We start from the raw sequence: 12,616 nt of genomic DNA on the forward strand, positions 1-12,616 counted from the left end.
GCCCTCGACGCCCTCCTCCCCGAGCACGGCTGCGACCTCGCCCGCGCCTGGTGCGGCAGCGAAGGCACGCTCGGGGTGCTCACCGAGGCGCGCGTACGACTCGTCCAAGCGCCCCCCGCGCGCGCCCTCGCTGTCCTCGGCTACGCGGACGAGAGCGAGGCCGCCGAGGCCGCCGCCGGACTCCTCCCCTTCGCCCCGCTCACCGTCGAGGGCATGGCCGCCGACCTCGTACCGGACAGCGCGTCCCTGCCGCGTGGCGGCGCCTGGCTCTTCGCCGAGACCGGCGGCGCCGACCCGGCCGAGGCGGCCCACCACGCCCGCCTCCTCGCCGGCGCGGCAGGCGCGCTCGACGCACGCGTCGTCACCGACCCCGCCACCCAGCGCGCCCTGTGGCGCGTGCGCGAGGACGCCGCCGGCACCGCGACGCGCGGCCCGGACGGCACCGAGGCATGGCCGGGCTGGGAGGACGTCGCCGTCCCGCCCGACCAACTCGGCCCGTACCTCCGCGCCTTCCGCGCGCTCCTCGCCGAGCACGGCCTGCACGGCACGCCCCTACGGGCACTTCGGCGAGGGCTGCGTCCACGCCCGCATCGACTTCGACCTCCTCAGCACCCCCGGCATCGCCGCCTTCCGGCGCTTCTCCGAGGAACTCGCGCACCTCGTCGTCGCCCACGGCGGCTCCCTCTCCGGCGAGCACGGCGACGGCCAAGCACGCGCCGAGCTCCTCCCCGTCATGTACGGGCCGGAGCTGACCGACCTGTTCGCGCGGGTCAAAGCCGCGTGGGACCCCGACGACCTCCTCAACCCCGGCATCCTCGTCCGCCCCGCGCAACTCGACCAGAACCTCCGCTTCGCTGTGCTGCCCCGCGAACCCGTGGACGTCGCCTTCGGCTACCCGCACGACGGCGGCGACTTCTCCGCCGCCGTACGCCGCTGCGTCGGCGTCGCCAAGTGCCGCGAGCCCGGCGGCACCCACGGCACCTCCGTCATGTGCCCCTCCTTCCGCGCCACCGGCGCCGAGGAACACTCCACGCGCGGCCGCGCCCGCCTGCTCCACGAAATGCTCGCGGGCGACGTCGTCACCGGCGGCTGGCGCTCCCCCGAGGTCCACGACGCCCTCGACCTGTGCCTCTCGTGCAAGGGCTGCCGCAGCGACTGCCCGGTCGGCGTCGACATGGCCACGTACAAAGCCGAGTTCCTCCACCACCACTACGCCGGACGACTCCGCCCCGCGAGCCACTACGCCCTCGGACGGCTGCCCGCCTGGCTCCGCGCCGCCGCACCCCTCGCCCGCCCCCTCAACGCCCTCGCCCGCCTGCGCCCCCTCGCCTCACTCGCCCTCCGCCTCACCGGCCTCACCCTCGAACGCCCCCTTCCCGCCCTCGCCACCCACCCCCTGCGCCCCGGCGAAGAAGGAGCGCCACCACCCGGCGCCCGCCCCGTCCTCCTCTGGCCCGACACCTTCGGCCGCCACCTCACCCCCCACATCCCCCGCGCCGCCCGCCGCGTCCTCGCTGACGCCGGACTCCACGCCACCACCCCGCGCCCCTGGCTAAGCGGCCCCGGCGTCTGCTGCGGCCTCACCTACGTCTCGACGGGCCAACTCGACGCGGCACGACGGGTGATGCACCGCACCCTGGACGCGGTGGACGCGGTGGACGCGGTGGACGCGGCGGACGCCCCACCGGAAGCGGGCAACGGCGCCCGTGCCCACACCGACAGCCGCCCCCGCGCGCGTACGGGCGCAGACGCCGCCACCGGTACGGGCCCGCGTACGACGCCGGGCGCGCCGCCCGTCCACGACCCCGCTCCCGCCGACCCCTCCGCCCCGCCCCCGATCCTCGTCCTCGAACCCAGCTGCGCCGCCGCCCTCCGTACCGACCTGCCCGAACTGCTTCCCGACGACCCCCGCGCGGCCCGGCTCGCCGCCCGGGTCCGGACCTTCGCCCAGGTCCTGGAGGAAGAGGCCGCCCCGGGCTGGGAGCCGCCCCGTCTCGCCGCGCCGGTCGTCGGCCAGACGCACTGCCACCAGCACGCCGTGCTCGGCGACACCGCCGAACGACGCCTGCGCGCACGGGCCGGACTCACCGGCGAACTCAGCGGCGGCTGCTGCGGACTCGCGGGCAACTTCGGCTTCGAACGCGGCCACTACGCCACCTCCGTCGCCTGCGCGGAGGACCAGCTCCTGCCGGCCGTCCGCGCGGCGGGTCCGGAAACCGTGGTCCTCGCCGACGGCTACTCGTGCCGCACCCAGCTCTCCCACCTCGCCCCGCGTTCCGGCCGCCACCTCGCCGAGGTCCTGGCCGAGGCCCTTCCCGCGCGCACCCCGTAGGCCACGGCTGGGGCCCGCCGGACGGGGCAGACGAGGGGAGCCGGGCCGCTGCACCCGCCCGGCGCACACCTGGGAGGGGACGAGGATGACGACGAGCACCACGGAACGGGACGGGACGGGCGAGACCGGAGGAATCGGCACCGCCGCCGGCTCCGCGGACCTCACGAGCCCCACCGAGCCCGCTGAGCCCGCCGACCTCGCGGCACGCGGAGCCGAACTGCGGAGAAGGCTCGAACGACTCCTCGGCATCGCGATGTCCGAGGGCAACGGCCTGCACGCCTTGCGCAACGGTGACGAGATCTTCCCCGCCATGCTCCGCGCCATCTCCTCCGCCCGCCGCACGGTGGACATGATGACGTTCGTCTACTGGCGCGGTGAGATCGCCCGCGACTTCGCCCGCGCCCTCGCCGAACGCGCCGCGGCGGGCGTCCGCGTGCGGCTGCTCCTCGACGGCTTCGGCGCCCGCACGATAGAACGCGACCTCCTCGACCTCATGGAGCAGTCGGGCGTCGTCCTCACCTGGTTCCGCAAGCCGCTCCTCATCTCGCCCCTCAAGCAGAACCACCGTTGCCACCGCAAGGCCCTCGTCATCGACGAGTCGATCGCGTTCACGGGAGGCGTCGGCATCGCCGAGGAGTGGTGCGGCGATGCCCGTGACCCCTCCGAGTGGCGCGACACGCACGTCGAGGTACGCGGCCCCGCCGTGGACGGCATCGCCGCCGCCTTCGCCCAGAACTGGGCCGAGTGCAACCCCGAACTCTTCGACGACCAGGACCTCTTCACCCCGCACGAACCGGCGGGCGACGCCGTCGTCCAGGTCGTACGGGGCTCCGCCGGCTTCGGCTGGCAGGACATGCAGACCCTCCTCCGCGTCACCCTGGAGTCGGCCCGCGACCGCGTCCGCATCGCGACCGCCTACTTCGCCCCCGACGACTACTTCATCGACCTCCTGTGTGCCACCGCCGCACGCGGAGTCCGCGCCGAGATCCTCCAGCCCGGCCCCCACACCGACAAACGTGTCTGCCAACTCGCCGGCCAACGCCACTACTCCCGTCTCCTCGACCACGGAGTCCACATCTGGCAGTACCAGCCGACCATGCTCCACACCAGGATCCTCACCCTCGACCGGACCCTCGCCCTCGTGGGCTCCACCAACTTCAACCGCCGCTCCATGGAGCACGACGAAGAAGTCATGCTCGCCGTCCTCGACCCCTCCTTCGTCGCCGGTCTCGACGCCGACTACGACCACGACCTCTCCCGCAGCACCCGGATGCTCCCCAGCCGCTGGTCCCACCGCTCGCTCCCGCAACGCGCACGCGAATCCCTGATCCGCCCCATCGGCCGCTTCCTCTGACCGCATCAGCGGCCGCGAGCAGCCCGCGCCCCACCCCCGGCCCCACACCCTCGGCCGTCCCGTACGAGACCGGTCCCTCAGTACGTGACGGAGCATTCGTACGGGGCCGGGCACCCCGAGCCGCGCTTCGTCCCCCCATCCGGAGCCGGCGCCCTCAGCCGGCCCCCTCCCTCCTGGCCACCGCCGTCACCTCCCGCGCGAGCGCGACGAACTCCCGCACCGCCTCCCGCTCCCGACCCGCCCGCCGCACGAGCGAGACCGACAGCGCTGGAGCGTCGCTCAACGGGACGAAAGCGACACCCGGGTGGGCGTGCATCGCCGCCGTGGCCCGGGCCGTCACCCCGAAAGCCAGTCCCGCGGCGATCGCCGCGAGCCAGTCGTCGGTGTTGCCCACGGTCAACGTGGACACGGGCCGCGCCCCAGCGGGCCACAACTCCGGGGTCGTCGACCCCGAGACGGTGTTGATCGCCAGCGTCCCCCCGGCCAGTTCCCCCAACGCGATCCGCGCCCGTCGCGCCCACACCCCGTCCGCCGGCACCGCCGCCACCCTCGGCTCCGCGTACAACTCGACCGCCACCAGGCCCGGTTCCGTGACCGGCCCGCGCAACAACGCGAGATCCACCACCCCGCGCAACAACCCCGCCGTCCGGTCGTCCACCCGCAGCAACTCCAGCGGCACATCGGGACGGCGCTCGCGCCAGCTCCGCAGCAGCGGTGTCGTGAACCGTCCCGCCGCCGACCAGGCGTGCCCGAGCCGCAGCGTCCGGCCCCCCACGGGTGACACGGCCTCCTCGAAGGCCGTCAAGGCCGCCCGCGCCCGCACCCGGAACGCCGCCCCTTCGGCTGTGAGCGCGAGGTGATGCGTGGACCGGTCCACGAGCCTGACCCCGAGCTCGCGCTCCAGCGCCGCCAGCGTCCGCGACACCGCCGGCTGCCCCAGCCCCAGCGGCGCCGCCGCAGCCGTCACCGACCCCTCCTCGGCCACGGCGAGAAAACACCGCAGATGCCGCACCTCCACACCACCACGCCCCTGGCCCGAAGCGCCGCCGCCAGCTCGCCCGCCTGCGGAACCGGCACCCGCTTCCACCGTGCCCGGACGCGCCGGGCCGCCGAACCCGGGAGGCGGCGTCGGCCCGGAACCCGAAAACTTTGCCGCCCCGGAATCCGGAGGGGTTTCCATGCGGCCGGAGCCAAGCCGGGGACCGGCGACCGGTCCCGGGAGATTCCCGGCTTCCCCCGAGTCGTCAGGGTCGTGAACGGACATGAACACCTCTCTCCTCTGTGAATCGGTGATGATGCGCTCGGTGTGGATGCGCGTGGTTGGTTCCAGGTAAGACGTGCGGCACCCTCCTGTGAACCGCTTCGAGCCCCGGAACCCGCCGCCCTCGCGCGGCTGGAACGGTGGGCGGAGCTCCCGACGTGCGTTTCCCGCCGGGAGAAGGGGATCGCACGCCAACCAACGGCCCTTGCTTATGCGTGCCGAGCATAAGCGCAGCGTCGCGGCATTTCACGCCTGCCAGCACCGGGCCTACCTTGGGTGGAGCTGTTCCGACGGCGCCCGTGCGACAGCAAACCTGCCGCCGGTCGGCGGGCTGGCGGGTCGGCGGGTGGCCGGGGGAGAGCTGCGGCCTTCGGACTCTCCAGCCCGGTGTCCTCCCGGGGGCCTGCGGCGGCGTGCACCTCGATCGCCAGGCGGTTGCGGTGACCGGGAAGTTCACGTGCGTGCACGCTTTGGTACACCGGGTCGGTCGATGCGGCGCTTCTTTACAACGACTGGCCTCCTTTGTGGATGTGAGTGGGAAGGGCGGGTTTGACGGTGGCTGAGCGAGGCGAAGCGGGAGCGGCGCCCGGTACCGCGGGACAGTCGGCCGAAGCCGGCCTGCCCACCCCGCGAGGTCCCGTCGGCACACCGGTCCCCGCGCTCTCCGCGTCCTCGGCTCCGGCGGCCGAGGAGGGTTCTCCTTCTGGAGACACCTCACGTGTGGGTCCGCGCGGTGCGCTCGGACCGGTCGGCCTGGTGCTGGCCGGATGTGTGTCGGTGCAGTTCGGCGGAGCGCTCGCCGTGAGCATCATGGGCCGTACCGGACCCCTCGGCGTGGTGGCGATCCGGCTCACCGTGGCCGCGCTCGTGCTGCTGCTCTTCTGCCGGCCGAGGCTGCGCGGGCACTCCCGGGCCGACTGGGGCACCGTGATCGCGTTCGGGGTCGCGATGTCCGGCATGAACGCGCTGTTCTACCAGGCCGCCGACCGTGTCCCGCTAGGTCTCGCCGTGACCTTCGAGGTGCTCGGTCCGCTGGTCCTGTCGGTGGTCGCCTCCCGTCGTCTCGTGAACTTCCTGTGGGCGCTCCTGGCGCTGCTCGGGGTCTTCCTGCTCAGTGGCACCGGGCTGAGCGACATCGATCCCGTGGGTGTCGCCTTCGCGCTCGGCGCGGGCGCGATGTGGGCCGCGTACATCGTGTTCAGTGCCCGGACCGGTCGCCGCTTCCCGCAGGCCGACGGCCTCGCCCTCGCCATGGCCGTGGGCGCGGTCCTCATCCTGCCGTTCGGTATCGCGCAGGGCGGCACGACGCTCGCGGTGCCCTCCACGCTCGCTCTCGGTGCCGGTGTGGCCGTCCTCTCCTCGGTTCTTCCCTACACCCTGGAACTCATCGCACTGCGCCGTATCCCCGCTCCCGCCTTCGCGGTGCTGATGAGTCTCGAACCGGCCATCGCGACGCTCGCCGGCTTCCTCGTGCTGCACCAGGACCTGAGCCGGATCGAAGGGCTGGCCGTCGCCCTCGTCATCGCCGCCAGCATGGGCGCGGTGCGTACGACGAGTGTTCGGCACGATTAAGGCCGATCATGCCCAATCTGCGGAATTTTCACTCTCAGGAGTGAAGAAAGGGCTGTTCGGGTGTGAACGCCCGTTCTGTTGGCCACGCTCCGTCATGAAATGATGGCTGTGCGTCACCAACGGAGGTGCTCATGTCGGCGCGACCGCTACGTTCCGTGTCTGCTGCTCTGCTTACGTCCCCCGCGAAGTCCCTGCTCGCGAGGGCGTACGACGGGCCGCTCGTCGGCCTCTTCCGCCGTACGCGGGCAACCGCTCAGCGCTGTGGTGCCCGTGCTGCCCGGACGTCGGGTGACGGACCCCCGTCCGGCGTACGGCCTCCGCCCGAGCCCCCGCCGACGCGAAGAACGCGGCGTGCGGGGGCCGGTGATCCGGGGGAGGCAGTACGTCCCTCAGACGACGTGCAGCGTGGTGTGCGAAGCGGCTGTGGAGTCGGTGCCCGCGTAGATGTCGAAGGCGCCCGTCTCCACACGGTAGTTGCCGGTCGGGGTGTTGTCCCAGAAGCCGAGGTCCCCCGAGCCCAGTCGGACGACGACGACCTCGCTCTGCCCGGCGGCGAGCTCGACCCGGGCGAACCCGCGCAGGCGTCGCACCGGCTGCACGAGCGAAGCGGCCCGGTCGTGCACGTAGACCTGCACGACTTCCGCGCCCGCGAGGTCTCCCGTGTTCCTCACCGGCACGCTCACCTCGACCGAGCCGCCCTCGCCGAGTTCCCGCAGCGAGATCTCGGACCGGCTCAGCACGGGCGCGCCCGTCTCGAAGCGCGTGTAGCTCAGCCCGTGCCCGAAGGCGAACCGGGGCCCGTGCTCCACGTCGAGGTAGAAGGAACGGAAAGGCACCTTCGGGTCGGCCGGATCGGCGGGGCGGCCGGTGTTCTCGTGGTTGTAGTAGAGCGGGATCTGCCCGACCGAACGGGGAAACGTGACAGGCAGCTTGGCGCTGGGGTTGACCTTCCCCGTGAGGACGTCGGCGACGGCGTGACCACCCTCCAGGCCGGGATGCCAGGCGAAGAGAACGGCGGGTGCCTCGTCGATCCACTCCTCCATGGTGAGCGGCCGGCCGCCGAAGACCACGACGGCGAACGGCTTGCCCACGGAGGCGACCAGGCGGATCAGCTCGGCCTGCCCCTCGGGCAGCGAGATGTCGGCACGCGTCGACGCCTCGCCGCTGATCTCGCCCGGCTCGCCGACCGCGACCACGGTCACCTCGGCTTCGCGTACTGCGGCGATCGCCTCCGACTCGCCCTCGGCGTACAGCACCTCGGCCGTGGGAAGCGCTTCCCGCAGCCCCTCCAGGACCGTGGTGGCGGCGAACTTCCCCGCGCCGGGACCGGCCCACGTTCCGTGCAGGTCCGTCGAGTGCGCGAACGGTCCCACGACGGCCACCGACGCGGCCGTGGCGGGCAGGGGCAGCACGGAGGACCCGTCGGCGCCCGTCTCGTTCTTGAGGAGCACGAGAGTGCGCGCCGCGGTGTCCCGGGCCGCTCGCCGCGCCTCGGCGCTCGGCTCGGTGATCTCGTCGGACTCCTCCGTGTACGGGGCGGTGAAGAGACCGAGACGCGCCTTGAGGAGCAGCACACGGGTCACGGCCTCGTCCAGGCGTGCCGGGTCGATGGCTCCGGCGGCGAGAAGCTTCTCGCCGTGATCGGTGATGTGGGTGCTCACCATCTCCATGTCCACGCCTGCGCCGAGGGCCTGCCGGATGGCGTCGGCCCCGTCCTCCGCGAGGCCGTGCGCGATGAGTTCCTGGACGCCTGTCCAGTCGCTCACGACCATCCCGTCGTACCGCCACTCCTCGCGCAGCACCTCGGTGAGCAGGTGGGAGTTGGCGTGCGCGGGGACGCCCGAAACGGTGTTGAAAGAAGCCATCACCGTGGCGACACCTGCGTCGAGCGCGGCTTTGAAGGGCGGCAGGTAGACATTGCGCAGGCGCTGCTCGGAGACGTCGACGGTGTTGTAGTCACGGCCGCCCTCGGCGCCTCCGTAGGCGGCGAAGTGCTTGGCGCAGGCGGCGACCTTGCGCGGGTCGTCGGACAGCGCGGGGCCCTGGTAGCCGCGCACCTTCGCGGCCGTGAGCACGGAGGTGAGGTACGGGTCCTCGCCGGCGCTCTCCGCGATGCGGCCCCAGCGCGGCTCGTGGCACACGTCCATCATCGGGTTGAACGTCCAGTGCACCCCGGTCGAGCGCGCTTCCTCGGCGGAGACCTCGCCGTCGCGCTCGGCGACCGCAGGGTTCCAGGAGGCCGCCTGGGCGAGCGGGATGGGGAAAGTCGTCCAGTAACCGTGGATGACGTCGAGGCCGAAGATCAGCGGGATGCCGAGCCGCGACTCCTCGACGGCGAGCCGCTGGAGAGCGTTGGTGTGCGCGGCGCCCGTGATGTTCAGGACCGAGCCGAGCCGTCCTTCGCGCGCCGCGTTCTCGATCTCCGCGGTCTCGCCACCACCCGGACCGGTGGCGCTGTTCCAGGAGAGCTGCTGGAGCTGGCCCAGCTTTTCGGCCACGGTCATCCGGGAAAGGAGGTCCCGGACGAGTTTCAGGTGGTCATCGGCGTTGTGTTCGACGGTCATGGCTGTACACGCTAGGCGTTGCGCCCGGGGTTTTCCATATCGTCCCGCTGTACTGACGCGACGGCGGGACGGGCTGCCGAGTGAGTGGTGGCCGCGTGCGGTGGGACGCCTTCGTGAACTTGCCTGTGGTGTGCGGCAGACCGACGGTCCGGGGCAGGGACCGGGAGGGGCGGCGCTTGGAGGCGGGCCGGCCTGTCGGGCTGCGGAGTGACGTATCCCGCAGTCCGCCAGGCCCGGACGAGCAGCTGAATGAGACCCGTGGCGAGAGACCCGCGGTCCGGCACGGCACCGTCTTCCGGTCGCGAACCGCGGCTCGCACGATGCCGGCCCGGCCCGGCCCGAACCGGACTGGGCCGAGCCGGGCCGGAGCGGGGCTGCGGGGCCCCGACGCGATCCGGGACGGCTCGGCCCGGCGCCGGCCCGCTCGGCCTTGGCGGAGGGAGGGTCAGCCGTCGAGGCGGACGGCGTCCGCGTATCCCTCGATGTCCTCGGGCGACCGGCTGCCGGGGCCGGTGTAGTGGGCGGAGGGACGGACCAGGCGGCCGGTGAGCTTCTGCTCAAGGATGTGCGCGGACCAGCCCGCCGTGCGGGCGCAGGTGAACATGGAGGTGAAGAGCGGGGCGGGAACCTCGGCGAAGTCCAGCATGATCGCGGCCCAGAACTCGACGTTCGTCGCGAGCACGCGATCGGGGCGACGGGAGTGGAGTTCGTCGAGAGCGGCCTTCTCCAGGGCCTCGGCGACCTCGAAGCGGGGGGCGCCCAGTTCCTTGGCCGTACGCCGGAGCACGCGGGCGCGCGGGTCCTCGGCGCGGTAGACGCGGTGGCCGAAGCCCATGAGGCGTTCACCGGAGTCGAGGACGCGGCGCACGTAAGCGCTCGCGTCGCCTGTGCGCTCGACCTCCTCCAGCATCCCGAGTACGCGGGAGGGCGCTCCGCCGTGGAGTGGGCCCGACATCGCGCCCACGGCTCCCGAGAGCGCGGCGGCGACGTCGGCTCCCGTCGAGGCGATGACGCGCGCCGTGAAGGTGGAGGCGTTCATGCCGTGCTCGGCGGCCGAGGTCCAGTAGGCGTCCACGGCTTTCACGTGACGGGGGTCGGGTTCGCCGCGCCACCGGATCATGAAGCGTTCGACGATGGAGCGGCCCTTGTCGATCTCGCTCTGCGGGACCATCGGTGACTGCTGCCCGCGCGCCGCCTGGGCGACGTAGGAGAGCGCGGTGACGGCGGAGCGGGCGAGGTCGTTCCTGGCCTGTGCCGCGTCGATGTCCAGGAGGGGCCGCAGGCCCCAGATGGGGGCGAGCTGGGCGAGGGCCGACTGCACGTCGACGCGGATGTCCCCGGTGTGGACCGGGAGGGGGAAGGGCTCGGCCGGTGGCAGGCCGGGGGTGAAGGAGCCATCGACGAGGAGTCCCCACACGTTGCCGAAGGAGACCCTGCCCACCAGATCCTCGATGTCGACGCCGCGATAACGCAGGGCGCCGCCTTCCTTGTCGGGTTCGGCGATCTCTGTCTCGAAGGCGATGACGCCTTCGAGGCCGGGCACGAAATCGGACATCTCGCTGCTCCTGGTCTCACACTGGTCTCGGGGCGACCGCGTTTCCGGCTGTGACGAGCCGGCTCCCGTGGTGCCAACGTTTGCGGGTCATTGCGTACGTCGGCACCGGCTGGGAGAACCCCGCCTCGCGGGCGGGCTCGCCGGTGGGGTCGTCGTCCACCGGGCGCGTTTCTGCGTCATGCCCGGTACGGGGCCGCGCCACCCTTTTCGAGTGGCGGGCATCGGCGTGACGTTTGCGACACATGGAGTGAGACGGTGCGGCAGGATGGCGCCGTGAGCGAGAAGAGCGCGCCGGGGGCGCGAGGTGGGGACGCGGGCCGGGAGCCGGACGAGAACGCGGGGCGGTCGTACGCGCCGCACGTGCCCGATCCCGCGGGGATGCGGGAGCAGTACCGGGTCGGGGGGATCGAGGCGGGTGGGTTCGCCGCGGAGCCGATGGAGCAGTTCGGGCGCTGGTTCGCGGACGCGGTGGCGGCGGGGATCTACGAGCCGAACGCGATGGTCCTCTCGACGGCGGATGCCGGGGGGAGGCCGAGTTTGCGGACGGTGCTGCTCAAGCAGTACGCCGGGCGCGGGTTCGTCTTCTACACCAACCACACCTCGCGCAAGGGCCGCGAGATCGCGGAGAACCCGCACGTCGCCCTGCTCTTCCCCTGGCACGCGATGGCCCGGCAGGTACTCGTGACCGGCACGGCGGCGCGACTGGACCGTGCCGAGACGGCCGCGTATTTCCACAGTCGGCCGCACGGTTCGCAACTCGGGGCTTGGGCGAGCCGGCAGTCACGGACCGTCGCTTCGCGCGACGTGCTCGACGAGGAGTACGCGCGGCTCGCCGCCCGGTATCCGGAGGGCAGCGAAGTGCCCGTACCGCCGCACTGGGGCGGCTATCTCGTCACGCCCGAGACGGTCGAGTTCTGGCAGGGGCGTGAGAACCGCCTGCACGATCGTTTGCGATACCGCCGTACGGGAGGGGAGCCGGCCGGCGTATCGGCTGAGGCGGAGTGGGCGCTTGAACGGCTGAGCCCCTGAAGAGCGCACGGAATCCCTCTCACGGCTGTGGAAAATCGCTGTTCAGGCCGCATAGCGATAACTCTCGCCACTCCAAGGAGTGAGGCGCTGAAAAACTTCCGCGGAGTTATCCACAGATGCGGGGTGAGGGGGCGGGGCGGGGGTGGGATTGCGGAAGAATGGTATTGGGGCCGCCCCCTGGGAGGGCGGGGGACTGCCCTGCGGCGGCGAAGCGTCCCCCCAGAGCAACAGCGAGGGGAACAGCCGTACCCCAGGTAAGCGCCGCCCCACAGCAAGGGAAAGCGCCTCGGCACGAACCACCCCTCGGCGAAGGCGAAGGAAAACCCTGCCCGGCGAACGGCCCCCCACCGCCGAACAACTCCGCTCCCGAGGCGTCACCCCGTTCCTCCCGCCCCGAAGCCCCCTCGGAAACGCAGTCGACCCGCAAGCCCTGGTCTCCCTTGCGGGAGAGCCGGCCGGACATACCGGCGGCTTGCGGGTCGGGTGTACTGCTGGGATTGGGCCGACGGCGACGTGAACCGGTCCGGTCGCCCGGGCCTGCTCTTCCACACGCTTCCGGCCACCGCACAAGAGTGCGGGGACAGGGGCCGCTAGCCCGCAGTCACCTCACGTGTCCGGTAGTCATACATTCTCCGAACCACCTCCCTTCTCATGTGCCCACCACTGTAGGAACGCTCCGGGCGAGAGGCAAAGGGTTTTCGCGGGAAACGAAGTCCGGCATTCGACACCCCGCACCGGGAATGCATAGGCCCGCACACCCCGCCACCTGCGACGCGGCGCCGCTCACCCCAACCTCACCCCCTGCCGCCGAGCCCCCGCCCCGCCCTGCCCCGTCCGCGCAGCCGCCCTTTCCGCGCCGCACGCACCCCCGCTGCGAGCCACCTGCAACGGCCCCGCGCCGCCGCACGGCCCGCACCCGTCACCACCGCTTCCACGCCCGCATCCCCGG

7 protein-coding genes and 1 pseudogene are annotated in these 12,616 nt (G+C 72.5%); 5 read left to right on the forward strand and 3 right to left on the reverse strand.

What is annotated here, in order from left to right; all coding sequences use genetic code 11:
- Nucleotides 1-75: 75 nt before the first annotated feature.
- From SSBG_RS35450 to SSBG_RS16725, 3 genes and pseudogenes are all read left to right on the forward strand, one after another.
- Nucleotides 76-486 (forward strand): annotated as a pseudogene (locus SSBG_RS35450) (FAD-linked oxidase C-terminal domain-containing protein); the annotation flags it as partial.
- A gap of 103 nt (nucleotides 487-589) precedes the next feature.
- Nucleotides 590-2,332: a (Fe-S)-binding protein gene (locus SSBG_RS16720; RefSeq protein WP_267880285.1), complete on the forward strand. Its 1,743-nt coding sequence runs from the start codon at nucleotides 590-592 to the stop codon at nucleotides 2,330-2,332.
- A gap of 85 nt (nucleotides 2,333-2,417) precedes the next feature.
- On the forward strand, nucleotides 2,418-3,686 hold the full coding sequence (locus tag SSBG_RS16725) for a phospholipase D-like domain-containing protein (RefSeq protein WP_008747279.1): 1,269 nt from the start codon (nucleotides 2,418-2,420) through the stop codon (nucleotides 3,684-3,686).
- A gap of 154 nt (nucleotides 3,687-3,840) precedes the next feature.
- Here the strand turns inward: SSBG_RS16725 and SSBG_RS16730 are convergent, their stop codons facing one another.
- Complete coding sequence (locus SSBG_RS16730; RefSeq protein ID WP_008747280.1) at nucleotides 3,841-4,773, reverse strand: LysR family transcriptional regulator; 933 nt, start codon at nucleotides 4,771-4,773, stop codon at nucleotides 3,841-3,843.
- Nucleotides 4,774-5,565: 792 nt separating this feature from the next.
- Here SSBG_RS16730 and SSBG_RS16735 point away from each other — a divergent pair.
- On the forward strand, nucleotides 5,566-6,519 hold the full coding sequence (locus SSBG_RS16735) for an EamA family transporter (protein WP_008747281.1): 954 nt from the start codon (nucleotides 5,566-5,568) through the stop codon (nucleotides 6,517-6,519).
- A gap of 389 nt (nucleotides 6,520-6,908) precedes the next feature.
- On the opposite strand, the gene SSBG_RS16740 is transcribed toward SSBG_RS16735, so the two are convergent.
- Together SSBG_RS16740 and SSBG_RS16745 are read right to left on the reverse strand one after the other, a co-directional pair.
- Entirely contained in the window at nucleotides 6,909-9,083 is a 2,175-nt protein-coding gene (locus SSBG_RS16740) for a glycoside hydrolase family 3 N-terminal domain-containing protein (protein WP_037869975.1), read from the reverse strand.
- A gap of 445 nt (nucleotides 9,084-9,528) precedes the next feature.
- Entirely contained in the window at nucleotides 9,529-10,638 is a 1,110-nt protein-coding gene (locus SSBG_RS16745; RefSeq protein WP_008747283.1) for a citrate synthase 2, read from the reverse strand.
- 273 nt (nucleotides 10,639-10,911) lie between these two features.
- Between SSBG_RS16745 and pdxH the strand changes: the two genes are divergently transcribed.
- Complete coding sequence (pdxH, locus tag SSBG_RS16750) at nucleotides 10,912-11,667, forward strand: pyridoxamine 5'-phosphate oxidase (RefSeq protein ID WP_037869976.1); 756 nt, start codon at nucleotides 10,912-10,914, stop codon at nucleotides 11,665-11,667.
- The last annotated feature ends 949 nt before the right edge of the window (nucleotides 11,668-12,616 follow it).

Origin of the sequence: Streptomyces sp. SPB074, from assembly GCF_000154905.1 — a bacterium.
Classification (GTDB): Bacteria; Actinomycetota; Actinomycetes; order Streptomycetales; family Streptomycetaceae; genus Streptomyces.